A 24,338-nucleotide genomic window follows, 5' to 3' on the forward strand; every position below is an offset into this window, starting at 1 on the left:
AGAATAAATGGAAGTAGTTACAAATACAAATGTAGGTTCACCGAATGAAGAAATAAAAAGCCTTTCTCCCTGGGCAATAGCTAGAAGGAAATTCATGAAAAATAAACTAGCGATGATAAGTTTAGTTTTTCTCGTTCTTGTCATTTTGACTGCGATTTTTGGACCAATGCTAAATAAGCAGGATATTGTTCGTATTGATTATATGAACATGAGTAAAGAGCCTTCTGCGGAAAATTGGCTCGGTACAGATACAAATGGACGGGACATGTTTGCAAGAATGCTACATGGTGGAAGAACTTCATTGTTAATAGGTTTTTCGTGTATGATATTTATAACCCTAATTGGAACAATTGTAGGTTCTGTAGCAGGTTACAATGGTGGGAAAATTGACCAAATGTTAATGCGTTTTACAGATTTCGTTTTAGTATTCCCTTTTATGATATTTGTAATTGTATTAAATTCGATTCTTGTTGGTAAGGTGTCGGGTGCGTGGACTCTAATTATCGTAATGAGTTTATTAAGCTGGGGTGGTGTTGCCCGTATTGTTCGTAGTAAAGTATTAGCAGAAAAAGAGAATGAGTATATTCTTGCTGCAAAGTCGATTGGAACAAGGCCATCAAAAATTATAGTTAAACACCTAATACCAAACGTATCTTCTACGATTATTGTACAAGCGACATTAATATTGGCGGTTATGATTGTTGCGGAATCTGGCCTGAGCTTTTTAGGTTTTGGTGTTCCAACAAACACTCCAAGTTGGGGGAATATGTTAGCTGAAGCAAGGGATGCAGATGTCTTACGTAATATTACTTGGATGTGGGTACCACCTGCAACTGCAATTACATTAACGATTTTATCCATTAATTTTATCGGTGAAGGGTTGAAGGATGCGTTAAATCCTAAATCAAACCGTTAGTAGATCTATCACAAAGAGTGATGGATCTTTTTTTTGTCGAATATTTTACTGATTCAACGCTTTTTTGTAGTAAAGTATTATATCAATAAAACAAAAAAACCTATTTGTTACAAAGATACATATCAAATAATTCTTTTAAAAACCCTTTAATATCAATTATTTGGTGAAATAATAATGAAAATAATAAAAATTATCTTGCAATTTCGACATAGTTTTAATAGAATTTTAAATAGATTAAGAGAAAAGAAAGTTTTCACTCTTAAAAGTAAATTAATACAATTTAAAAAATTGACTTGTGTTTGTAATCTTTCTGTAATAAAATTTAGGTGATTCTTTTTTCAGATAATTTAGTGTGTTTGTTACTTTAAAGCTTTAATCTGGTAAAATAAGAGATTGCTAGAAATTTTTGGTTGATATTTCTCTAAATATATTATATTTTGAATAATGAGTGAACTTGTTTAGTTCCGATAAGGAAGGTGAACCTAATTTATGGCTACATTACTTGAGGTAAAAAATCTAAAAACATACTTCTACAAAAAGAAAACAGTAATACCTGCCGTAGATGGCGTTGATTTGAAAATAAATAAAGGTGAAACCTTAGCAATAGTTGGTGAGTCTGGATCAGGTAAAAGTATTACTTCGCTTTCTATTATGAAGCTTGTACCAAGTCCACCAGGAAAAATCGTTGATGGTGAGATCATTCTAGACGGCAGAAATCTTGTTGAATTATCAGAAGCAGAAATGTGTAAGGTACGTGGTAATGATGTATCAATGATTTTCCAGGAACCAATGACATCTCTTAACCCAGTTCTTACTGTTGGTGAACAAATAATTGAAGTGCTGATGTATCACCAAAAATTGTCCAAAGCAGAAGCAACCAAAAAAGCAATTGAAATGTTGGAATTGGTTGGATTCTCTAGGGCTGCTGACTTAATCAATGATTACCCGCATCGTCTCTCCGGCGGTATGAGACAAAGGGTCATGATAGCGATTGCAATGAGCTGTAATCCAAAGCTTCTAATTGCGGATGAGCCTACAACGGCACTTGACGTTACAATCCAAGCCCAAATACTTGACTTAATGAAAGACCTAAGTCGAAAATTTGATACTTCAATACTATTAATCACACATGATTTGGGTGTCGTATCAGAGGTAGCGGATAATATCGTAGTAATGTACGGTGGCCAAGTTGTTGAGCAATCACCAGTAGATGATCTGTTTGATGAACCATTACACCCATACACGGTGGGTCTGATGAACTCGATACCTGCGATAGAAGGTGAAATTGAACGCCTTCAATCAATTGAAGGAAACGTACCATCACCAGAAAATATGCCAACAGGATGCAGATTTGCTCCACGCTGTTCCAAAGCTTTTGACCGCTGTTTTGCTGAAGCACCTCAGCTAAAACAGATGGGGAAAGACAGAGCAGTTCGCTGTTTCCTATATGATGACGAGGGGGCAAAAGCATGATTTCAACAAATGAAGAAAAGAAAGTCAAAACATCACAAGAAAATAGTGATGTCATCCTTGAACTTCAGGATGTTAAAAAATATTTTCCAATCAAGGCTGGTCTCTTACAGCGAAATGTAGGAAATGTTAAAGCGGTAGATGGTATCAGCCTACAAATTAAAAAAGGGGAAACAATTGGACTAGTTGGAGAATCTGGATGTGGAAAATCAACAACCGGAAGAACCATTATTCGATTGTACGAACCGACTGATGGAAAAATCATTTTTAAGGGCAAAGACATCACACATATGTCTGAAAGTGAACTTAGAAAATCTGTTCGAAAAGACATTCAAATGGTATTTCAGGATCCTTTCGCAACTCTAAATCCAAGAAAGACTTTACGCTCTATAATCAAAGAACCATTAATTACTCATAAATTACACACCGCTAAAGAACGAGAAGAGAAAGTTAAAGAATTAATGGAAACTGTTGGATTAAACTCTTCCTTTATCAACAGATATCCACATGAATTCTCAGGTGGCCAGCGTCAAAGAATTGGGATTGCAAGAGCACTCGCTTTAAATCCAGAATTGATTATCGCGGATGAACCTGTATCAGCTCTTGACGTGTCGATCCAAGCACAGGTTATAAACCTGATGGAAGATCTACAAGAAGAATTTGGACTAACGTACATCTTTATCTCACATGACTTAAGTGTTGTAAGACATATAAGTGATAGAGTGGGAGTTATGTATTTAGGTAGAATGATGGAATTAGCAAATAAAGAAGATTTATATGCTGAACCACTTCATCCATACACACAAGCATTATTATCAGCGGTACCTGTTCCTAAGAAAACAGGGGTGATTAAAAGAGAACGAATTGTTCTTAAAGGAGAGCTTCCGAGCCCTTCAAATCCACCAAGTGGATGTGTGTTCCACACAAGATGTCCGGCTGCAACTGATATTTGTCGCCAACTGGTGCCGGAATTTAAAGAAGTCAAACAAGGGCATTTTGTTGCATGTCACCTTTACCAATAAAGGTGGCTGCACAGAAAATATATAGATTCTTTGAAGGGAGGAGATGCACCCAAGAGGGATCAATTTAAGTAGTAAAAACTAAAAATTCTAACAAAAATGATAGGGGGAAACAAACATGAAGTTAAGAAAAAGCTTATGGCTATTTTTAGTCCTAACACTTGCAATGTCACTTTTCTTAGCAGCTTGCTCTGGCGGAGGCGAAAAAGCTTCCGGAGACACTGAAAAAGAAGAACCAAAAGAAGAAACACCAGCTAAAGAAGAACCAAAAAATACTGAGCCAGTTACTGGTGGGGATTTGGTAATCGGGTCTGCTGGTAGCCCTACATTATTTAATCCGTATTTCTCAACGGATACTGCTTCAAGTGATATTGAAGGATTAGTCTATAATGCATTAATTAAAACAAACAAAAATCTTGAAGATGAGTATGACTTAGCAGAAGATATTCAACAATCAGAAGATGGATTAGAGTTTACTGTAAAACTTAGAGAAGATGTTAAGTGGCACGATGGTGAACAAATGGATGCTGATGATTTAGTATTCGCTTACGAGTTGATGAAAAAACCAGAAGTTGTATCTGAACGTAAATCAAACTTTGACAGCTTAGAAAAAATTGAAAAAATCGATCAATTTACTGTAAAGTTTACTTTGAATAAAGTAGATGTAACTTTCTATCCTACTACATTAGGTTCTTATGGTCCACTACCTGAGCATATCTTAGGAGATGTTGACCCTGCTACAATTCATGAGAATGAGTTCAATTATAAGCCAATCGGTACAGGTCCATTCAAATTTGTAGAATGGAAAGACGGAGAGTATGTAAAAGTAGAGGCTAACGAAGACTACTTTGAAGGTCGTCCGTATTTGGATACAATCACTACAAGATATGTTGCAGATGCAAATGCTTTAATCGCAGCTTTACAAGCTGGCGAAATTGATATGTATAATGCATTCCCTGGAACTGAACTTGACACTGTAAAAGCAATCGAAGGAACTAAGATTGAGGAAGATTTAGCTTTATCTTATACATTCCTTGGATTTAACCAACAGGATGAAAGATTTAAAGACAAGAAAGTTCGTCAAGCATTTACACATGCTGTTAACAAACAAGCAATTGTTGATAGCATTATGAATGGTGCAGGTCAACCAGCTGACGCTCCTGACAGCCCATTAATGTGGACATATAATGATGATGTACCAAAATTTGAATATGATTTAGAAAAAGCTAAAACATTACTGAAAGAAGCTGGATGGGAAGATACAAATGGTAACGGCATCGTTGATAAAGATGGCAAAGAAATGTCATTCTCTATCAAAACAAACCAAGGTAACAAAGTCCGTGAAGATATCGCTGTAGTATTACAACAACAATTTAAAGAAATTGGCGTTGAAGCAAAACCAGAAATCGTTGAATGGTCCGCATTTATTGACGCAGTATCTGCACCAAACTGGGATTACGAAGCAATGATTCTTGGTTGGTCATTATCAACATTCCCTGACCAATATGATATTTTCCATTCAAGTCAAGCTAAGGAAGGCTTAAACATGAACTGGTACAGCAATCCTGAAGCTGATAAGTTAATGGAAGAGGCTAGACAAACAACTGATAGAGATAAGTATACTCAAATTCATAAAGACCTATATCAAATTCTTGTAGAAGACCAAGCTTATACATTCTTGTATTACCCAATTGAATACCGTGCAATGCCGGAAGAATTACAAGGTTATGAATTCCATCCAAAAAGTCAATTATTTAATGCAAATAAATGGTGGTTACAACCTGCCGAATAATAAATATCAAGCATGATGGTAGTGCAGAGGGAAGGGTGAATTTTCCCTTCCCTCTTTCTTTATGGATACTGAAAATTACTGGATACATGTATCTAGATCAAACATAGACGAATTTATTAAATTGTGAAGGAGAAATAGCTATGGTATCTTATATCATCCGTCGAACATTAATGGCTATTCCCCTATTATTAGGAATTACCATCATCTCATTTGCAATTATGCATATGGCTCCTGGTGACCCAACTGCACTCATGATGGATCCTAATATTAGTGCAGCAGATAGAGAATTGGTTATGGAGAAATATGGATTTAATGACCCGATCCATGTACAGTATTTCAAGTGGTTAGGAAATATGCTTCAAGGTGACTTTGGAGATTCTGTTATAAATAAGGGAAGAGATGTTTCTGAATTGATATGGAATCGATTACCAAACACTCTCTTGTTGATGGGAGTATCAACGATATTAGCGATTGTAATTGCAGTTCCATTTGGTGTAATTTCTGCAGTACGTCCTTATTCTAAAATAGACTACACGGTTACTGTATCTTCATTTTTAGGACTTGCTGTCCCCAATTTCTGGTTTGGTTTAGTATTAATTATGATTTTTTCTGTTCATCTCGGGTGGTTCCCAGCTGCGGGTACTCAAACTTTGAATGCGCCATTTAGTATTTGGGATCGTATTCACCATTTAATTTTACCTGCTTTCGTTTTGGCGACAGCAGATATGGCTGGATTAACAAGATATACTCGTTCAAGTATGATTGAGGTTGTTAGCCAAGACTATATGAGAACAGCTAGAGCAAAAGGCTTTAAAGAAGGAAAGGTAATCGCAAAACATGGATTACGAAATGGTCTAATTCCGGTTATAACGATATTTGGAATTATGATACCAAGTTTCATCGGTGGTTCCGTTATTGTAGAATCTGTATTCGGTTGGCCAGGACTTGGAAAATTATTTGTTGATTCGGCTTTCCAACGTGACTACCCGATTGTTATGGCAATAACAGTTATTTCCTCCGTATTAGTAGTAGTAGGAAATCTTATAGCCGATATTCTTTACGCTATCTTTGATCCGAGAATTGAATACTAGAAGGGGGGAATAAGGATGACACAGCCTAATTTAGCATCAGGAAATGAAATAGAACTCCAAGGTTTAAGTTCAAATGCCGATACTTTGACAAAAATAATGATCCGCAAGTTCTTTAAAAATAAACTTGCAGTTATCGGTGCAGTGCTTTTGATTCTTATTATCTTAGCAGCGATATTTGCACCATTCTTAACACCACATGATCCGGACAAACAGGATTTGTTGAAACGATTAGTAAACCCAAGTAAGGAACATCTATTAGGAACAGATACATTTGGACGAGATCTCTTAACTCGATTATTGTTTGGTGCAAGAATTTCATTATTAGTTGGGTTTGCTTCAGTTGCTGGGGCAATTACGATTGGATCAGCACTCGGTGCAATTGCAGGATATTTTGGTGGTATTGTTGATGCAATAATAATGAGATTTGTAGACATTATGCTTTCAATTCCACAAATCTTCTTGCTGATCACACTAGTTACAATTTTTAATCCAGGTGTTGATAAGTTAATTCTTATATTTGCACTTACAGGGTGGACAACCACTGCCAGATTGGTTAGAGGTGAGTTTTTATCATTACGTGGTCGTGAGTTTGTTTTGGCATCAAAGACAATCGGAACTAGAAGCTTTACAATTATATTCAGGGAAATTCTACCTAACGCAATGGGTCCAATCATTGTTGCAGCAACATTAAATGTTGGAGGAGTTATTTTAGCAGAGTCAGCCCTTAGTTATCTTGGATTAGGTATTATGCCCCCGACACCAAGCTGGGGGAATATGCTACAAGGGGCACAGAGTATTACAATCATGCTTAACCAATGGTGGGTTCCAACCGCTCCAGGTTTAATGATATTGATTACTGTACTTTGCTTTAACTTCGTGGGTGATGGTCTTCGTGACGCCCTCGATCCAAAAATAAATGAGTAAAAAGCCAAGATGCCATCTTGGCTTTTTCTTCTGGCAAATGTTATTCAATTGTTTTTCGTCATGTTTTATAAGATTGTATCATATAGAAAGCATTAATCATTTGTAAGGAATTTATAACAATACAAGAATATTTTGGAATAAAAGTTCCACCTTCTGCCTATACTGTTGACAAACAGCTTTGAAGTGAGGGGTAATAAATGTTGTTTCTTCATGATATTTGGGTAAATTGGTTTGAAGGTGAAGAAAATGGTTACAACGTTTGCCACTTCCATGAATGGCGCAAGGATGATAGTGTTGAACTGTTAGACCAGGTACCTTTGCTAAAAATTGAGTCTCCATTGTTTAACTACATTGAGAATGATTTAATGGAACTGCCACAGCAACTTCTAATGGATGTTCACCAAAAAGCGTATGTTCGTAAAAATCATGAACGGATTCAGTTAGATTACTGTTTTGTGGTCACTGACGGTAATGGAATTATGGCGATTGACACAATAGGCTACAACATTCCGATCCGAAAAAGTCGATTAATTCCACGACAGGAACAGCTCGTTTATGAAATGGTGAGCGGACATGAAGCAATTCCTTATACTTTTGAATGTAAGGATAGCACAAACGAAAAGGAATATCATATTTTATCTCCATCACCTGTTGAAATGGCAGGCCTAACCCGTAAGGAGAGGCAGCTAAAGCAGCTTTTATTTATGGCGTTAGATCAGTTAGCATCCACAAAAAATGTGGCTGAAATCAGGTATTGGTACACGGAATGGAATCCGCTCCGATACCAAGAAATTCAGGAAATGCAGTTTGAGGAAGTATGGGAAAACCTCTATGAAGAGACCAGAAGCGGTTGGACAGGCAAACATGTTCTACTATGTGAAAACCTAATTAAAGGCCAACCATTTTTTGAAAAGCTTTGGGAAATTGAACATGAATCGAAGGTTTAAAAAGGTTTAATCAAATACGCCTTGGCGTATTTGCTCCCAGATTTTTTTCGAGCAAGCTCGAAAAACTTCCTCCAAAAAATCTGGGGCATCCGCCGGAGGCTCAACTTTAATCAGTTGGGTCTAAGCCCAACTGATTAAAGTTAGGATTTGTTTTGAACAAATCCTTTTTTTATTGACCTTATTTCCTTTTTCTTCCGAGTCCCATAGCGTTTTCCATTTTTTTGATAGTTCTACTTGCTACTCTATTTGCTTTCTCAGCACCAGTATCCAGAATTTCATCCAATTTTGATGAGTTAAGGAAGTCATAATATCTTTCTTGAATAGGGCGAATTTCATTCAATACAACCTCTGCAAGGTCTGCCTTAAAATCACCATAACCTTTTCCTTCGTACATCGCTTCAATTTCCTCAATGGAGTTGTTGCTGAAATTTGAATAGATAGTAAGCAGGTTTGAAATACCTGGTTTATTTTCTTTATCATATTTCACAATACCCTCTGAATCAGTTACAGCACTTTTGATTTTTTTCTCAATCTGTTTTGGATCGTCCAGTAAAGCGATATAAGCTTTTGGGTTTGGATCCGATTTACTCATTTTTTTAGTTGGATCCTGTAAAGACATAATTCTTGCACCTTCTTTAGGAATTCTTGCATCTGGGACTGTGAAGATTTCACGGTATTTTTTGTTGAATCTTTCTGCAAGATCGCGTGTTAATTCGATATGTTGCTTTTGGTCCTCGCCGACAGGTACAAGGTCTGCATTATACAGGAGAATATCTCCAGCCATAAGAGGAGGATATGTTAGTAATCCAGCGACAACCGCTTCTTTTCCTTGTGATTTATCTTTAAATTGAGTCATTCTCTCGAGTTCACCGATATAAGATACACATTGTAACATCCAACCTGCTTGAGCATGTGCAGGAACCTCTGACTGAATGAAAAGAGTTGCTTTTTCTGGATCGAGACCAATTGCCAGATATAAAGCAGCTAAGCTTTTGATATTTTCACGTAATTTTTTTGCATCTTGTGGGACCGTGATCGCGTGTTGGTCCACAATACAATAGAAGCAATTATATTCGTTTTGCAATTCAACAAATTGTTTCATTGCTCCAATATAGTTACCTAATGTTACGGATCCACTTGGTTGAATACCTGAAAAAATTGTTTGCATTTTGTTTCTCTCCTTTAAATATAAACTGTAATTGCTAAGACAAAATAAAAAACCATCCGTCCCTAACAAATAAATGTTAGGGACGAATGGTTACCGCGTTGCCACCCTAGTTATTTTACCCAGATGAATGAGTAAAATCTCTCGTATCCTTGTAACGTAAGGAACACGTCTAAAGCCTACTCCATTTTTCAGCAAAGATGCTCAAAAGTCCATTCCATATGATCCATCATCTGTTCACACCAACCACAGACTCTCTGCTGGAGGAATACCTCCAATGGTCTTCATATGTACTACTCTTCATCATAGCACGTTATTCATATTATTTTTATTATAATCTTTTCATTTCGAATTGCAAGTATTGAAGTTAAAAATTAATGGAAAACATAGGGAGTCAACACGCATAAGAAAGTACGATTTGAAACAACATAAGTAGCGTATATCTTTTCGGAACAACTAAAGAAATTACATATTTAGGAGGTAATCGATTTGAAAAAAATATTGTGGCTATTTAGCCTGCTTTTAGCAAGTATCCTCGTTCTTTCGGCTTGTGGAACATTTAAAAAAGATAAGGAAGAAGGTGGAGGAGAAGGGGAAGGGGCAAAGCAAGAACTAAGAATAAATATTAGCTCTGAACCTCCAACACTGCACCCAGGCTTAGCAACTGATGCAACCTCTGGGGTAGTACTGAGACATGCATTCGAAGGTTTAACACGAACCAATAAAAATGGGGAACCAGAAGAAGCAATGGCGGAAAAAATTGATGTATCTGAGGATGGAAAAACATATACATTCACAATTCGCGATGCCAAATGGTCAAATGGTGATCCAGTTACAGCCCACGACTTTGAATATGCATGGAAATGGGTTTTGGTCCCAGGAAACCAATCCGACTATGCATCACAAATTTACAACTATGTTGAAGGTGCAAAAACCGCATACGACACACCAGATATATCAATCGATAAAATGGATAATGTAGGAATCAAGGCGATTGATGATAAGACGCTTGAGGTTAAATTAACGAACCCAACTGCTTATTTCTTAGAATTAACAGCCTTTTATACGTATTTCCCGGTAAACAGTAAAATAGCAAAGGACAATCCGAATTGGGCAAACCGTGTGGACGAATCCTATGTTTCAAACGGCCCATTTGTAATTTCTGATAAATCAGCATCCATTACTCTTACAAAGAATAAGGACTACTGGGATGCAGATTCTGTAAAGCTCGAGAAAATCACAATGGATATGATTAATGATCCTAGTACAGAATACCAGAGCTTTAAAAAAGGGGAGTTAGATTGGGCTGGTGCTCCTATGTCAGCATTGCCGACTGATGTTATTCCCACTTTAGAAAAGGAAGGAACACTCCAAAAAAGCACAATTGCTGGTACGTATTGGTATAAGTTTAATATTAATAAAGAGCCGTTCCAAAATGAAAATCTTCGAAAAGCACTTGCCCTTGCAATAAATCGAAAAGCGATTGTCGAAAATGTTGCACTGGGTGGGCAAATACCAGCAATGGCGTTAGTTCCTTCAGCCATTCTTAAGGAAAATGAGAAAGGTTATTTCAAAGATAATGATGTTGATGCTGCTAAGGAACATTTGCAAAAGGCATTAGATGAGCTAGGTTTATCAGACGTTTCCGAGCTTCCAGAGATTGCACTATCTTATAATACATCAGAAGGTCATCAAAAGATTGCACAAGCAATCCAAGATATGTGGAGAAAGAATCTTGGTGTAAATGTAACCCTTAATAATGCTGAATGGACTGTCTATCTTGATAATATTGATCAGGGGAACTTCCAAATTGGTCGTGCGGGGTGGTTGGCTGATTTTAATGATCCGGTAAACTTCCTTGAAATTTTTACTGTGCCAGCCGGAAATAATGATACAGGTTGGACAAATGAGACATTTAATAATTTGCTTGCACAAGCAGCAAAAGAAACAGATAAGGAAAAGCGTTTAAGACTACTTAAAGATGCTGAACAACTAGTAATCAGTGAAATGCCGATATCACCCATCTATTTTTATACAAACAACTGGGTTCAAAATGAGAACCTAAAGGGAGTCGTTATTTCTCCACTGGGGGATGCACAGTTTAAGTGGGCATATTTTGAGTAATTCAAAATAACGAGTCAACTTAAAGGACAAAAAAGTAAGGTATATAGTTGCCTATATACCTTACTTTTTGAAATGGCAACGGGAGGTGTATAAAGTGGCAAAATATATTATTAAGAGATTAATCTACATGATTGTTTCTCTTATTTTGATTGTGACCGCTACATTTTTCTTAATGCAAGCGGCACCAGGAGGTCCTTTTACAAAGGAAAAAGAAGTTCCACCTGAAATTGAAGCAGCCCTAAATGCCCATTATGGTTTGGATCAACCCTTATATAAACAGTATTTTAACTATTTATATGATGTGGCGAGATGGGATTTTGGTCCATCCTTTAAATATAAAGCAATGACTGTTAATGAAATTATTAATAATGGATTTCCGATTTCTTTTTTCTTAGGGATTGAGTCCATTCTGATAGCAATTGCAATTGGTGTTGTTTTAGGGGTAATTGCTGCTTTATATCATAATAAATGGCAAGATTATTCAGCCATGATAGTCGCTGTATTCGGCATTTCAGTTCCAAGTTTTATATTAGCTACAGTTTTACAATATATTTTCGCCATTAAGCTCGACCTTTTTCCAGTTGCGAGATGGGAATCCTTTATGCATACAATTTTACCTGCAGTTGCCTTAGCAGCCTCACCAATGGCCTTTATCGCACGATTAACTCGTTCAAGTATGCTTGAAGTATTGAGTAATGATTACATAAAAACAGCTCGTGCTAAGGGGTTAGCACAAGGGACAATCACCATTAAGCATACAATCCGAAATGCAATGCTACCTGTTGTCTCATATATGGGCCCATTAACAGCTGGGATCTTAACCGGTAGCTTTGTGATTGAAAAAATCTTTGGAATACCTGGATTAGGGGACGAATTTGTTACAAGTATCACAAACCGTGATTACACAGTGATTATGGGAGTCACTGTCTTTTATAGTATTTTACTCTTGATTTCTGTTCTCCTTGTTGATATTTTGTACGGATTTATTGATCCTCGCATCAAACTATCTGGGGCGAAGAAAGGAGAGTAACTTATGCAGAATATTCCAAAGGAATTGTTTACACCAGCAACGATTAATGAGAATGAAGCTGAAAAAATTTCAAAACCAAGTCTCTCGTTTTGGAAAGATGTTATCTCTCGATTTAAGAAAAACAAACTTGCAGTAGCAGGTATTGTTGTATTAATACTGTTATTAATTATGGCAATTTTTGGTCCAATGATGAATGAATTTGATTATCGGACAACTGATCTTGCTCATGCCAATGAGGCACCGTCTAGTGTTCATTGGTTCGGGACTGATGAATTGGGACGAGATGTTTTTACAAGGTCGTGGGAAGGTGCGCGAATCTCCCTGTTTATTGGACTAGCAGCTGCGGTTATTGACCTTGTTATTGGGGTTTTATGGGGCGGTATATCCGGCTATATGGGCGGTAAGGTCGATGAAATTATGATGAGATTGGCTGATATTTTATATGGGGTACCTTATTTGCTGTTAGTTATTTTACTTATGGTTATTTTAGAGCAAGGGTTAGGAACCATGATTCTTGCGATGACGATTACTGGCTGGATTAATATGGCGCGGATTGTTAGAGGACAAGTCTTACAGTTAAAATATCAGGAATATGTACTTGCGGCGCAAACGCTGGGCGCCGATGTCAAACGAATTATGTTTAAGCACTTAATTCCAAATTCCATGGGCCCAATTTTAGTTACAATGACGTTAACAATTCCAAATGCAATCTTTACTGAATCCTTTCTTAGTTATCTTGGTTTAGGTGTACAGGTTCCACTGGCAAGCTGGGGAACAATGGCTTCGGAAGGATTACCTGCCTTTGAATATTATCCATGGCGTTTGTTCTTCCCTGCCACCTTAATCTGTATCACAATCTTTGCTTTTAACGTAATAGGGGATGGAATGCGGGACGCATTAGATCCAAGGATGCGCAAGTAAGGGAGTGAGTAAATGGAAAAGCTATTAGAAGTAAAAGACCTTGAAGTCTCTTTTCAAACCTATGCGGGTGAAGTAAAAGCGGTCCGCGGTGTGAATTTTGATTTATATAAGGGTGAAACACTTGCCATAGTTGGTGAATCAGGTTCTGGGAAAAGTGTAACCTCTCAAACAATCATGAAGCTTATTCCTATGCCACCAGGAAAAATTGTGAAGGGACAAATTCTTTTTGATGGAGAAGACCTTGTTCCAAAAACCAATAAGGAAATGGAGAAGGTTCGCGGTAAAGATATCGGTATGATCTTTCAGGACCCGATGACCTCCCTTAACCCAACAATGAAGGTTGGCATGCAAATTATGGAGGTTTTGATAAAACATCAAAATATGTCTAAAGGAAATGCAAAGGATCGGGCAATCGAGCTTCTAAGACTTGTTGGAATTCCTAGCCCAGAGAAACGTGTTAATCAGTATCCTCATGAATTTAGTGGCGGGATGAGGCAGCGTGCAATGATTGCCATTGCATTAGCGTCAAGCCCGAAATTATTGATAGCAGACGAACCAACCACGGCGTTGGATGTTACAATTCAAGCACAAATTTTGGATTTAATGAAGGATCTCCAAAAGAAATTAGATACATCGATTATTTTTATCACTCATGATTTAGGTGTCGTGGCCAATGTCGCAGATCGTGTAGCTGTCATGTATGCTGGTAAAATAGTTGAATATGGAACGGTTGATGAAATCTTTTATAATCCTAAGCATCCGTATACATGGGGATTATTGTCGTCAATGCCTAGTCTTGACAATGATAATAAAACAGAGCTTATGGCAATACCGGGGTCGCCGCCTGACTTAACAAATCCACCAAAAGGCGATGCGTTTGCACCGAGAAATCGGTTTGCAATGAAAATTGATTATGGAATGGATCCACCCATGTTTAAAGTTTCGGATACACATTATGCTGCAACATGGTTACTTCATCCTGATGCACCAAATGTGGAGCCTCCTGAAGCCGTAAAACGTCGAATGAAAAATTTCTCATCCGAAAGCAATGGGAAAGGATGATGAACTTAAAATGGCAGAAAAACAAAAATTAGTCGAAATCAAAAATTTAAAGCAATACTTTAATGTTGGAAAATCAAATCTGGTCAAAGCTGTGGATGGAATCACTTTTGATATCTACAAAGGAGAAACACTGGGTCTTGTAGGTGAGTCCGGTTGTGGAAAATCGACAACTGGACGGACAATTATACGCTTATATAATGCAACCGGTGGCGAGGTTATCTTTAACGGGGAGGATGTCCACGGGAAAAAGTCCAAAAAAAAGTTGAAACAGTTTAATCGGAAAATGCAAATGATTTTCCAAGATCCATATGCTTCTTTAAATCCAAGAATGACAGTAGCTGATATTATAGCTGAGGGTATTGATATTCATGGTCTTGCCAAAAACAACAGTGAACGAATGGAACAAGTTTACTCACTTTTGGAGACAGTTGGGTTAAATCGTGAACATGCAAATCGGTACCCGCATGAATTCTCAGGGGGGCAGCGACAGCGGATCGGAATAGCACGTGCACTTGCGGTAAAACCAGACTTTATCATCGCCGATGAACCAATTTCTGCCTTAGATGTATCAATCCAGGCACAAGTCGTCAATCTATTGAAAAAGCTTCAAAAAGAAAAAGGATTGACATATTTATTTATTGCACATGATTTGTCAATGGTAAAATACATTAGTGACCGAATTGGAGTCATGTATTTTGGGAAAATCGTTGAACTTGCAGATGCGGACGACCTATATTCAAACCCCATTCATCCATATACAAAATCATTATTATCAGCAATTCCATTACCAGACCCTGATTATGAACGAAATCGAAAAAGACTCATGTATGATCCGAAAGAACATGGATATTCAGAAAATGAAGAGGTAAAGCTGCGAGAAATCAGACCAGGACATCTTGTTGCCTGTTCGGAAAAAGAATACAAAGAATATAAAGCACAATACAGTTAATTTAATGGCCTATATAAAAGGGCCATTTTTTTTGACCACATTTACCACTCATAGTAAAAACGATTATAAGAAAACTATAATTATACAGACAAATCTGCTCATACAATTTAATAAATACTGAGTTCTTGGAAGGTTTGTCTATAATTTTCCAGGAAAATTTATATGCAATATCAAAGAAATGAAGGAAGGAGGAATGTTTATGAAAAAAATGATCGCAATTCTCGTGGTTTTCATCATAGCTGGAGTCAGTTTTTTATATGCAAATCAAACAGGATCAGCAGAAAATAAAAAGATCCCGATGGAATCCCATCCTACAAGTAAATTGGTGATGTCTAAAAAAGGAATCCCTGAAATGGTAACCAGGTTTGAATTGGATTCCGGTTATCAATTTGAATACCCTGATGCGATTCGCGGTATTTACGTATCGGCCCATTCAGCAGGTGGTGATCGTTTCCCACAACTTGTACAATTAATTGATGACACGGATCTTAATGCAATGGTTATTGATGTAAAAGACGATTTTGGATATTTAACTTACGTGCCTCCACAGAGTTCGAGGTATAAAGGGATTGGTAAGGATTATATTAAAGACCCAACTGCCATGCTAAAAAAGCTTGAGGAAAAGCAAATTTATCCAATTGCAAGGGTTGTCGTGTTTAAGGATTCGGTATTAGCAAAAAGTAGACCAGATCTATCATTTAAAAAAGGTGACAAGGTTTGGACGAACAGAAGAGGAGATGCTTTCGTCAATCCATTTTTAAAAGAAGTTTGGGATTACAATGTAGGGATTGCAATTGAAGCCGCAAAGCTTGGATTCCAAGAGATTCAATTTGATTATGTCCGCTTTCCTGAAGGATTTGAGAAGCTTGATCGTTCATTATCCTTTGGATTTGGGGCATATGAAAAGGCAAATCTTGATAACGTTCAAAAACGTGTAGCAGCCGTAACGGATTTTGTGGCATATGCAAAAGAACAACTAGAGCCCTATAATGTAAACGTTTCGGTGGATATCTTTGGATATAGCGCAACATTGCCCGAAGCCCCTGGTATTGGTCAAAATTTCTCAAAGATATCTGAACATGTCGATGTCATTTCATCGATGATTTATCCTAGTCACTGGACATCTTATTTTGGTATACCTCGTCCTGATTTAGAACCTTATCGCTTAGTTACTGAATATGCAAAGGTTGAAAATCATAAACTAAGCCAAATCGATAGTAGACCAATTTCAAGACCATGGCTGCAGGATTTTACAGCGAGTTGGCTTGGAAAAGGAAACTACACAGTTTACGGTAAAGCGGAAATAGAAGCTCAAATAAAAGGATTGCAAGACCAAGGAATTAGTGAATTTCTACTTTGGAACGCTGCAAACACCTACACTAAAGGTGTAGATTACACACCATAGCAAAAAAACAAAAGGGTTAAAAATGGCTGTCCCAATGTTTGGGCCAGCCTGCATTATGTTATTTTTTCCGTCCGCCAACGTTTTTCCAACCGGCTTTTACATTTAAATCACGGTTAACAATATCAGAACCGGACTTCCCTCCAAAAACTCGTTCCCCAACTCCATTTGCCATAACACCCATCAAAGCAGTAATACCAATGACCAAAACAGCAATTATACCTAAATCTATTATGTAGCTTGCCATGAATATCCCCCTTAATGAAAACGTATTCGTTAATACTATTCTATTCCAAGTTTAGTCTTAATAAAAGAGGGAATATATAAAATTAGAACAAACTTAAGCGAATTTGCATACACTATGGATGTCCTATTAAAAATACAAGGAGCAGATGAATGAATTGGTATGAAAAATTAAATCAGTATTTTCCAATTGAAGAAATGAAATCAAAGCAACATATGGAAACACTTTTGAAGGAAAAAGGGGATATCTATTATAAAGATGAGGGACCCTATCATGTTCTCATGTATGCAGAGTTGGGCCGCTTTATCTTTATTGACTACCTTTTTGTTTCAACGGAATCCCGTGGACAAGGCTTAGGTCATAAACTTATCGATAAACTGAAGAAAAGGGGCAAACCGATTATCCTTGAGGTTGAACCTGTTAACTATGAAGACTCAGACACTGAAAAAAGGTTACGGTTCTATAAACGGGAAGGATTTGAGCATGCGACCTCAATTGGATATGAACGTAAATCTTTGGCAACAAATGAACCTAACCAAATGGAAATTTTATATTGGTCTCCATCAAATCAATCTGAAGAACTGATTTATGAGGCGATGAGAAAAACATATGAAGAGATTCACATCTATAAGGATAAGGAGTTTTATGGAAACTCCTATCAAGATGTTGATGAAGTATTATCATTTAACGATAATAATGATAATCGTGACATCTTAAAAAATGTATAATCTGAGAAGCAATAGGAACTGGGAATTTCCATTACTATTCTATTTAGAATCATAGATGTATCAAGGACTTGATGATACAAAAGTTTTCTTTAAAATTGTCTATCTTTCTTTGAAAATTTGAGGTATAATAATTAAAGAAATTACTTAATTAAAGTCATTTTAATTTAGATTTATTTTCATCCATGACCAATTGTGCAGATTGTTAAGTAATAATCTACTTTTAAGGGAGTGATAAGGTTAATGGTTACTCTTTATACTTCTCCAAGCTGTACTTCTTGCCGTAAAGCGAAGTCATGGTTAGAGGAGAATCAAATTCCATATCAAGAAAGAAACATTATTTCTGATTCTCTTTCAATCGAAGAGATCAAAGAAATTTTACGTATGACGGAAGATGGAACAGATGAAATCATTTCAACTCGTTCTAAGGTATTCCAAAAATTAAATGTAAATCTTGAGACAATGCCTCTTCAAGATTTATACAAATTAATCCAAGAAAATCCTGGTCTTCTTCGTCGACCAATTATTATCGATGAAAAGAGATTACAGGTAGGATATAATGAGGACGAAATACGTAGATTTCTACCTAGAAAAGTTCGTACCTTCCAACTAAAAGAAGCTCAACGCTTAGTTAACTAACATCAAGAAACTTCTACTGTGAAAAACGTAGAAGTTTTTTTAGTTGTTAGGACATTTTACTCGTCTTCTATCCCGTTTCGTATTATAATGATACATAAAACAGAATCATCCCGAATAAACTTAACCTCATTCGTAATTCATTCGAATGAAAACCGGGCATTATAACTGTTTTTATAAAATTAAGCTTTTTTATTTCCATTCTCAAAACTTTTAACATAAAATAAAGTACAAGATATAGACATTTTTCTTTGTGTTAGGTTATTCTACAACATTTATGGGAAAAGTGAATAAAAGAGCATCTGGCTCGGGGGTATAACGTCCCTTCAAAATCTGAGCAAGAAGGGAGAGGTTCTGTAATGGAAATCGAACGTATCAACGAACATACAGTAAAATTTTATATTTCATATAATGACATAGAACAACGCGGGTTTGAACGTGAAGAAATTTGGTATAACCGTGAGCGAAGTGAAGAGCTCTTCTGGGAAATGATGGATGAAATTCATCAGGAAGAAGAATTCACTATTGATGGTCCACTATGGATCCAAGTCCAGGCCTTAGAAAAAGGGTTAGAGGTTCTTGTAACACGAGCACAGCTTTCAAAAGACGGGAATAAATATGAGCTTCCCGTTGGTGAAGATAAACTTCCAGTGGATGAAAAGATTGAATCTTTACTCGATCAACAATTTCATTCAAAATATGAGGACAAAGATTTTGTTGAAGAATTTGAGGAAGAAAACTTCCAATTTCTAATCCGATTTCAAGATTTTGAGGATGTGATTTCACTTGCACATCGAATTCAGCTTGATGGATTAAGCAACTCCTTGTACTCCTTTGAGAATAAGTACTACTTATTTATTGAATTTAACGAGGAAATTTACACTGAGGATGAACTTGAAGATATGCTCAGCATTGTTCTAGAGTATGGGCAAGAATCAGCAATGTCAATTCATAGAATTGAAGAATACGGTAAGAAGATTATGAATGAGAATGCATTAGAAGAAATGGTTAAATATTTTTCACTATAACCAAAAGTCGATTTCATTTTGTGGAATCGGCTTTTTTTTAATGTCTAGTTCCAGGCGCCATCGGCTCGAGGTCATAAGCTAATCGCTTCTGAAGGCAAAAAGCGCCTTCTGTCAGCGCTCGTCTTATGCTTGTCACCGATGGGCGGGCGCCTTGCACTTTTCCATTATAAATGTTCATAATTTTTAAATTGTACAAACCCATTATCTATGCTATTTTAAAGGGGTAAACAAATTTATTGAAGGAGAGATGTGAGTGTTTGTAGCAATACGTGAAAATGGAGAATACATATCGCTCGTAGAAAAATGGGAGCGTTCCGATTTGCTTAAACTTCGCACCCATGAAGTATTTCGATGTCCAGCTTGCCTAAGCAATGTTCAACTCAAGGCAGGAGTGAAAAAAACTCAACATTTCGCACATCTGCAAGGAGCAGAATGCACGGTAAAAACAGAACCTGAATCTGAGTATCATCTCGAAGGTAAGCGCCAGCTTTATCAATGGTTCCAAGACCAAGGCTATAATGTCAAGCTCGAACCATTTTTATCCGATATCTCGCAACGACCAGACCTCTTAGTAACCACAGAAAACAAACGCTTCGCAATTGAGTATCAATGCTCCCAAATCGATTACTCCTTATTTAAAAAAAGATCTGACTCCTATAAGAACGAAGGTATCATACCTATTTGGATTCTAGGTGCTAAATGGTTTAAACGCATATCTACCCACTCGGTTCGTCTCTCACCATTCCAATGGCTGTTTGCCACTTCCTATCATCAACCGATTGATCCTAGTATCCTTTATTACTGTCCTGATTCTACCACATTCATCAAACTTTCTAATCTTCAGCCATTTACAACAGGGGAAGCCTTTTGTTCCATTCATTTTGTAAAAGAAAAAGTGATTTCCTTTCCAAGACTTTTGGCTCCGAACAACCCTACATTTCCTTTACGTGAATTATGGGGAAGAAAAAAACAGAAGTGGAGAGGAAGCTACTCCGTCTATTCAACCCGCCATTTGACCTCATTTTTGACAAACCTTTATCATAATCGGATACCACCTGCCCATTTACCTGCTGAAGCGGGATTGCCTGTCCTATCTGCCTACTGGTTCCATACACCGCCTATGATCTGGCAAATGTGGATTTTACTCGATCTGTTGTTTCCGCTACGGAGTGGGGGTACTTTCTTTTTCTCAAAAGTAATGGAGGTCATTTCTAAGCGAATTGCGACTAAAGATATTATGATAAGACAGCTTCCGTTAGTGTTTCATACTCAGTATTCACTGGCCGTTGAGGAATACCTGCAAATACTTGTTAAAGCAGGTATACTTAGAAAAATATCAAAGACCAAATATGAAAAAACGAAGGAATTTGAAATACCAACTAATTTAGAGGAAGCTAGTAAAATGGATGAAAAACAGTTGGCAAGTGTTGGGAAGCATGAAGAGGAAGGATTGGCAAAATATAATAGTGGAACGGACTGACTGAATTCAAAAAACTTGAACTTTTTTAATAAAAAAGGAGATAATCAATAGAGTATCGAATACTTTTAGAGAATAGGAAATAGGAGGTTGTATAAAATGGCTGAACAATCAACTGTAAAAAAGCTCCCTAATCGGAATGAAATTGCTGAGCAAGATACGTGGAGATTAGAAGACATTTTTGCTTCAGACGCAGAGTGGGAAAATGAATTTAATGAAGTAAAGGAGTTGATTCCCGGGATTGAAGCATTCCAAGGCAAACTAGGTGAATCTGCGGATAAGCTTTATGAGGCATTAGCTTATCAAGATGCAATTTCTTTACGAATGGGAAAACTTTATACATATGCGCATATGCGTAATGACCAAGATACATCAAATTCGTTTTATCAAGGTTTACATGATCGGGCAACAAACTTATATACACAAGTAGGCAGTGCCCTTTCTTTTATCGTACCAGAAATTCTATCTGTCGATGAGGATAAAATCCAATCGTTCTTGGCAGAAAAAGAGGATTTGAAGGTTTACGAACATGCTTTACACGACATTAATCGTGAACGTCCGCATGTTTTATCTGCTAAGGAAGAAGCATTACTTGCACAAGCATATGAGGTAATGGATTCTTCATGCAACACATTTGGCATGCTAAATAACGCAGATTTAACATTCCCAACCATCAAAGATGAGAATGGGGAAGAGGTTGAAATTACGCATGGCCGTTATATTCGCTTCCTCGAAAGCTCGGACCGACGAGTTAGAGAAGAAGCCTTCAAAGCGGTGTATGACACATATGGTGATTTTAAAAACACTTTTGGAAGTACGTTGAGTGGAACAGTTAAAAAGGATAATTTTAATGCTCGTGTTCGCAATTATTCGTCAGCACGTGAAGCTGCCTTAAGTAGCAACAATATTCCAGAGACCGTTTATGATAATCTTGTAAATACAATCAATGATAATCTTCCACTTTTACATCGTTATATCGATCTTCGCAAAAAAGCATTAGGTGTGGATGAGCTCCATATGTATGATCTTTATACACCACTTGTGAAGAATGTAAAAATGGAGGTTCCTTACGAAGAAGCAAAGGATTATATCCTTAAAGGGCTTGCTCCATTAGGCGAGGATTATTTAAATGTGTTAAAAGAAGGCTTTGAAAATCGTTGGGTGGATATTCATGAGAATAAAGGAAAACGAAGTGGAGCTTATTCATCAGGAACCTACGGTACAAATCCATATATCCTGATGAACTGGCAGGACAATGTAAACAATCTATTTACATTAGCGCATGAATTCGGTCACTCCGTTCATAGTTACTATACAAGAAATAACCAGCCGTACACGTATGGAAACTATTCCATCTTTGTTGCAGAAGTAGCATCTACTTGTAATGAAGCACTTTTAGGCGATTATTTATTAAAAACAATTGATGATGACCAAAAGAGACTCTATCTCCTAAATCATCAGCTTGAAGGCTTTAGAGGAACTGTATTCCGTCAAACGATGTTTGCAGAATTTGAACATATGATTCATATGAAAGCTCAAGAAGGTGTAGCACTAACTCCTGATTTGTTTACTGAAATGTATTATGATCTTAATAAAAAATATTTTGGTACCAATATTGTTGTGGATGAGGAAATTGGCTTGGAATGGTCTCGAATTCCACATTTCTATTACAATTACTATGTATATCAATATGCAACTGGATTTAGTGCGGCAACAGCTTTGAGTAAGCAGATTTTAGATGAAGGTAAGCCAGCTGTTGATCGGTACATCAACAATTTCCTAAAAGCAGGAAGCTCTAATTATCCAATTGAGGTCCTAAAAAATGCAGGTGTAGACATGAATTCTGCGGAACCAATTAAAGAGGCGTGCAAAGTATTTGAAGCTACATTAACTGAAATGGAAAAGTTATTAGAGAAAAAATAAAAAAGGGGGCAGTCCAAGTTGGATGCCCCTTTTAGTAATTCTATGGACGAAAACCCCTGAATCGATTTCGGTGATTATAAATAACAAGTGTCACAAGTAACGAAAGAAATAAAAGGGGGGTTGTGATGTATAGAGGAATTAATTTCATTAATCCCAATATATTTAGTCCAAAGGTGATGATGATCATGAAAGTCCCGATTATCAGCCCGATTCTCCTCATCCTTACGACCTCCATACAAAATGTCTCGAAATAACAGGCGGCAGTATCCATCGATTTGCATTCATTATTACACTATACTTTATATCTATGTCCAAGCATGTGATTTAAGAATAGGATTTTGACAACTTTGTGAAATAATGTACATATAGTTGAAAATGGTTATCAACCTTTGCTATTATTTAATCAAGAAGTAATCACACAAACAACACCCCTTTGTTTGAAGTGAAATTTCTCCCATCCCCTTTATTGAAATAGAAAAACGACTTGGATCAAATAGGATCCAAGTCGTTTTTGTTAGTCTAGATATCTCCAAAAGGTACCGTATTTAACGGGAACTTGTTGCACTTTTTGCTTTAATAAAAGCTTCTTCATTTCACGATCGACTTCCGGTATAGGCAAATCGTACAAAACCGAAATTTCTTTTGAGGCAACAAATTTAAAGTATTTTAAGAAATCCTCTAATGGTGGAGGGGTAGTTGGCTCAATTTTTTCCCCAAGCATATCGTAAATAATTTGAACATACATTTCATATGGATAGCAGCCTGTAATTTTTAGCCCTTCCTCCTCAATATTCTCATTGAAAAAGACAAGTGTTGGAATTTCATCTACTTCCATTTCAGATGTGATCTTTAAATCACACTGGAATGCTTTAGCAGCGCTTGCTGAATGAAGATCATTTAAAAATTCATTTACATCAAGACCAACCTCTTCTGCACACGAAAGCAATACATCTGTATCTGAAATATCACGTTTTTCAAGAAAAAGATTTTCCTGAAGATTTCGTAAAAAACGGATTCCTGCTTTTTTTCCTTGTAGCTCTGCAGCTTTAATCGCGATTGATACTGAATGTGGAGCGGAAATTGGATTTTCAAGCCACAGGCTGCCATCGCAAGACATTCCCGATCTACTAGCAGTGCGTTCCCATACTTGGGCCATGTCAGCAGGCTTTTTCTTCTTTTGAATGTTCAAGGAAGCAAGGCGGCCGCTTAAAATATGGCGAATCGTAAAATACTTTCCATATTCAATTGTTAGCTTTTTTAAAATGGGTTCCAATGCCCAACAATCGGGACATAATGGGTCAATAAACATATAGATTTCCAACGGACGATTACTAGATGAATGATTGAATCCCATATTTTCGGTTTGTTTCAAGACCTTACCCCTTTCTACTCGTAAGGAGTGATTTCATAAGTTTGGGCATTTTGTATTAGCCGCCTACTAAATTCTCTTTTTCCTTTATTAAAGATCTTATTGTACTAACATTTTATCAATG

23 protein-coding genes and 1 other annotated feature are annotated in these 24,338 nt (G+C 36.9%); of the genes, 19 read left to right on the plus strand and 4 right to left on the minus strand.

Annotated features, from left to right (window positions below; genetic code table 11):
- Positions 1–7: 7 nt before the first annotated feature.
- The 7 genes from opp4C (LKW28_RS01515) to LKW28_RS01545 all read left to right on the plus strand — a co-directional run bounded on the left by opp4C (LKW28_RS01515) (position 8) and on the right by LKW28_RS01545 (position 8,159).
- On the plus strand, positions 8–916 hold the full coding sequence (gene opp4C / locus LKW28_RS01515; protein WP_229138573.1) for an oligopeptide ABC transporter permease: 909 nt from the start codon (positions 8–10) through the stop codon (positions 914–916).
- Positions 917–1,405: 489 nt separating this feature from the next.
- Positions 1,406–2,389, plus strand: coding sequence for an ABC transporter ATP-binding protein (locus tag LKW28_RS01520; RefSeq protein WP_229138574.1), 984 nt, complete (start codon positions 1,406–1,408; stop codon positions 2,387–2,389).
- Positions 2,386–3,408 carry an ABC transporter ATP-binding protein gene (locus tag LKW28_RS01525; protein WP_229138575.1) on the plus strand — a complete coding sequence of 341 codons (1,023 nt, stop codon included), beginning with the start codon at positions 2,386–2,388 and terminating at the stop codon, positions 3,406–3,408. Before LKW28_RS01520 ends, LKW28_RS01525 begins: the two co-directional genes overlap by 4 nt.
- 115 nt (positions 3,409–3,523) lie before the next feature.
- Complete coding sequence (locus tag LKW28_RS01530) at positions 3,524–5,197, plus strand: peptide-binding protein (protein ID WP_229138576.1); 1,674 nt, start codon at positions 3,524–3,526, stop codon at positions 5,195–5,197.
- A 140-nt stretch (positions 5,198–5,337) separates the two neighbouring features.
- Positions 5,338–6,288, plus strand: a complete 951-nt coding sequence (locus tag LKW28_RS01535) for an ABC transporter permease (RefSeq protein WP_229138577.1) — start codon at positions 5,338–5,340, stop codon at positions 6,286–6,288.
- Between the two features lie 15 nt (positions 6,289–6,303).
- A complete protein-coding gene (gene opp4C / locus LKW28_RS01540) occupies positions 6,304–7,212 on the plus strand; it encodes an oligopeptide ABC transporter permease (protein WP_229138578.1) in 909 nt (302 codons plus the stop codon).
- Positions 7,213–7,409: 197 nt separating this feature from the next.
- On the plus strand, positions 7,410–8,159 hold the full coding sequence (locus tag LKW28_RS01545; protein WP_229138579.1) for a YjbA family protein: 750 nt from the start codon (positions 7,410–7,412) through the stop codon (positions 8,157–8,159).
- A gap of 178 nt (positions 8,160–8,337) precedes the next feature.
- On the opposite strand, the gene trpS is transcribed toward LKW28_RS01545, so the two are convergent.
- Positions 8,338–9,327: a tryptophan--tRNA ligase gene (gene trpS, locus LKW28_RS01550; RefSeq protein WP_229138580.1), complete on the minus strand. Its 990-nt coding sequence runs from the start codon at positions 9,325–9,327 to the stop codon at positions 8,338–8,340.
- A gap of 75 nt (positions 9,328–9,402) precedes the next feature.
- Positions 9,403–9,640 (minus strand) — a binding site (T-box leader).
- A gap of 173 nt (positions 9,641–9,813) precedes the next feature.
- Between trpS and LKW28_RS01555 the strand changes: the two genes are divergently transcribed.
- The 6 genes from LKW28_RS01555 (at position 9,814) to LKW28_RS01580 (ending at position 16,815) form a co-directional block, all read left to right on the plus strand.
- The gene (locus tag LKW28_RS01555; protein ID WP_229138581.1) at positions 9,814–11,448 is read left to right on the plus strand and encodes a peptide ABC transporter substrate-binding protein; all 1,635 of its coding nucleotides are present in this window, start codon (positions 9,814–9,816) and stop codon (positions 11,446–11,448) included.
- Positions 11,449–11,542: 94 nt separating this feature from the next.
- Positions 11,543–12,478: an ABC transporter permease gene (locus tag LKW28_RS01560; RefSeq protein WP_229138582.1), complete on the plus strand. Its 936-nt coding sequence runs from the start codon at positions 11,543–11,545 to the stop codon at positions 12,476–12,478.
- A gap of 3 nt (positions 12,479–12,481) precedes the next feature.
- The gene (locus LKW28_RS01565; RefSeq protein ID WP_229138583.1) at positions 12,482–13,399 is read left to right on the plus strand and encodes an ABC transporter permease; all 918 of its coding nucleotides are present in this window, start codon (positions 12,482–12,484) and stop codon (positions 13,397–13,399) included.
- 12 nt (positions 13,400–13,411) lie between these two features.
- Complete coding sequence (locus LKW28_RS01570) at positions 13,412–14,461, plus strand: ABC transporter ATP-binding protein (protein ID WP_229138584.1); 1,050 nt, start codon at positions 13,412–13,414, stop codon at positions 14,459–14,461.
- 10 nt (positions 14,462–14,471) lie between these two features.
- Positions 14,472–15,410 carry an ABC transporter ATP-binding protein gene (locus LKW28_RS01575; RefSeq protein WP_229138585.1) on the plus strand — a complete coding sequence of 313 codons (939 nt, stop codon included), beginning with the start codon at positions 14,472–14,474 and terminating at the stop codon, positions 15,408–15,410.
- Between the two features lie 199 nt (positions 15,411–15,609).
- Positions 15,610–16,815: a putative glycoside hydrolase gene (locus LKW28_RS01580; protein ID WP_229138586.1), complete on the plus strand. Its 1,206-nt coding sequence runs from the start codon at positions 15,610–15,612 to the stop codon at positions 16,813–16,815.
- 58 nt (positions 16,816–16,873) lie between these two features.
- Here LKW28_RS01580 and LKW28_RS01585 read toward each other — a convergent pair whose 3' ends face one another.
- The gene (locus LKW28_RS01585; protein WP_229138587.1) at positions 16,874–17,059 is read right to left on the minus strand and encodes a hypothetical protein; all 186 of its coding nucleotides are present in this window, start codon (positions 17,057–17,059) and stop codon (positions 16,874–16,876) included.
- A 149-nt stretch (positions 17,060–17,208) separates the two neighbouring features.
- Between LKW28_RS01585 and LKW28_RS01590 the strand changes: the two genes are divergently transcribed.
- From LKW28_RS01590 to pepF, 5 genes are all read left to right on the plus strand, one after another.
- Positions 17,209–17,784: a GNAT family N-acetyltransferase gene (locus LKW28_RS01590; RefSeq protein WP_229138588.1), complete on the plus strand. Its 576-nt coding sequence runs from the start codon at positions 17,209–17,211 to the stop codon at positions 17,782–17,784.
- A 240-nt stretch (positions 17,785–18,024) separates the two neighbouring features.
- The gene (gene spxA / locus LKW28_RS01595; protein ID WP_099354197.1) at positions 18,025–18,420 is read left to right on the plus strand and encodes a transcriptional regulator SpxA; all 396 of its coding nucleotides are present in this window, start codon (positions 18,025–18,027) and stop codon (positions 18,418–18,420) included.
- A 356-nt stretch (positions 18,421–18,776) separates the two neighbouring features.
- Entirely contained in the window at positions 18,777–19,445 is a 669-nt protein-coding gene (gene mecA / locus LKW28_RS01600; protein WP_229138589.1) for an adaptor protein MecA, read from the plus strand.
- Between the two features lie 253 nt (positions 19,446–19,698).
- Positions 19,699–20,925, plus strand: a complete 1,227-nt coding sequence (locus tag LKW28_RS01605) for a competence protein CoiA (RefSeq protein WP_229138590.1) — start codon at positions 19,699–19,701, stop codon at positions 20,923–20,925.
- Between the two features lie 96 nt (positions 20,926–21,021).
- A complete protein-coding gene (gene pepF / locus LKW28_RS01610) occupies positions 21,022–22,845 on the plus strand; it encodes an oligoendopeptidase F (RefSeq protein WP_229138591.1) in 1,824 nt (607 codons plus the stop codon).
- Positions 22,846–22,885: 40 nt separating this feature from the next.
- On the opposite strand, the gene LKW28_RS23205 is transcribed toward pepF, so the two are convergent.
- A complete protein-coding gene (locus LKW28_RS23205; protein WP_420708788.1) occupies positions 22,886–23,032 on the minus strand; it encodes a hypothetical protein in 147 nt (48 codons plus the stop codon).
- On the opposite strand from LKW28_RS23205, the gene LKW28_RS22880 reads away from it, so the two are divergent.
- Positions 22,971–23,099 carry a hypothetical protein gene (locus LKW28_RS22880; protein WP_267497824.1) on the plus strand — a complete coding sequence of 43 codons (129 nt, stop codon included), beginning with the start codon at positions 22,971–22,973 and terminating at the stop codon, positions 23,097–23,099. The two genes, LKW28_RS23205 and LKW28_RS22880, sit on opposite strands and share 62 nt — an antisense overlap.
- 260 nt (positions 23,100–23,359) lie before the next feature.
- On the opposite strand, the gene LKW28_RS01615 is transcribed toward LKW28_RS22880, so the two are convergent.
- Entirely contained in the window at positions 23,360–24,199 is an 840-nt protein-coding gene (locus LKW28_RS01615) for a ClpXP adapter SpxH family protein (protein WP_229138651.1), read from the minus strand.
- Positions 24,200–24,338 lie beyond the last annotated feature (139 nt).

The organism is Bacillus sp. REN16 (genome assembly GCF_020731355.1).
In the GTDB taxonomy this organism is placed as follows: domain Bacteria; phylum Bacillota; class Bacilli; order Bacillales; family Bacillaceae_L; genus Ferdinandcohnia.

Bases quoted from the DNA above. Each gene is read 5' to 3' on its own strand.
- opp4C (WP_229138573.1), top strand. From the start codon at position 8: ATGGAAGTAGTTACAAATACAAATGTAGGTTCACCGAATGAAGAAATA.
- LKW28_RS01520 (WP_229138574.1), top strand. From the start codon at position 1,406: ATGGCTACATTACTTGAGGTAAAAAATCTAAAAACATACTTCTACAAA.
- LKW28_RS01525 (WP_229138575.1), top strand. From the start codon at position 2,386: ATGATTTCAACAAATGAAGAAAAGAAAGTCAAAACATCACAAGAAAAT.
- LKW28_RS01530 (WP_229138576.1), top strand. From the start codon at position 3,524: ATGAAGTTAAGAAAAAGCTTATGGCTATTTTTAGTCCTAACACTTGCA.
- LKW28_RS01535 (WP_229138577.1), top strand. From the start codon at position 5,338: ATGGTATCTTATATCATCCGTCGAACATTAATGGCTATTCCCCTATTA.
- opp4C (WP_229138578.1), top strand. From the start codon at position 6,304: ATGACACAGCCTAATTTAGCATCAGGAAATGAAATAGAACTCCAAGGT.
- LKW28_RS01545 (WP_229138579.1), top strand. From the start codon at position 7,410: ATGTTGTTTCTTCATGATATTTGGGTAAATTGGTTTGAAGGTGAAGAA.
- trpS (WP_229138580.1), bottom strand. From the start codon at position 9,327: ATGCAAACAATTTTTTCAGGTATTCAACCAAGTGGATCCGTAACATTA.
- LKW28_RS01565 (WP_229138583.1), top strand. From the start codon at position 12,482: ATGCAGAATATTCCAAAGGAATTGTTTACACCAGCAACGATTAATGAG.
- LKW28_RS01570 (WP_229138584.1), top strand. From the start codon at position 13,412: ATGGAAAAGCTATTAGAAGTAAAAGACCTTGAAGTCTCTTTTCAAACC.
- LKW28_RS01575 (WP_229138585.1), top strand. From the start codon at position 14,472: ATGGCAGAAAAACAAAAATTAGTCGAAATCAAAAATTTAAAGCAATAC.
- LKW28_RS01580 (WP_229138586.1), top strand. From the start codon at position 15,610: ATGAAAAAAATGATCGCAATTCTCGTGGTTTTCATCATAGCTGGAGTC.
- LKW28_RS01585 (WP_229138587.1), bottom strand. From the start codon at position 17,059: ATGGCAAGCTACATAATAGATTTAGGTATAATTGCTGTTTTGGTCATT.
- LKW28_RS01590 (WP_229138588.1), top strand. From the start codon at position 17,209: ATGAATTGGTATGAAAAATTAAATCAGTATTTTCCAATTGAAGAAATG.
- spxA (WP_099354197.1), top strand. From the start codon at position 18,025: ATGGTTACTCTTTATACTTCTCCAAGCTGTACTTCTTGCCGTAAAGCG.
- mecA (WP_229138589.1), top strand. From the start codon at position 18,777: ATGGAAATCGAACGTATCAACGAACATACAGTAAAATTTTATATTTCA.
- pepF (WP_229138591.1), top strand. From the start codon at position 21,022: ATGGCTGAACAATCAACTGTAAAAAAGCTCCCTAATCGGAATGAAATT.
- LKW28_RS22880 (WP_267497824.1), top strand. From the start codon at position 22,971: ATGTATAGAGGAATTAATTTCATTAATCCCAATATATTTAGTCCAAAG.
- LKW28_RS23205 (WP_420708788.1), bottom strand. From the start codon at position 23,032: ATGATCATCATCACCTTTGGACTAAATATATTGGGATTAATGAAATTA.
- LKW28_RS01615 (WP_229138651.1), bottom strand. From the start codon at position 24,199: ATGGGATTCAATCATTCATCTAGTAATCGTCCGTTGGAAATCTATATG.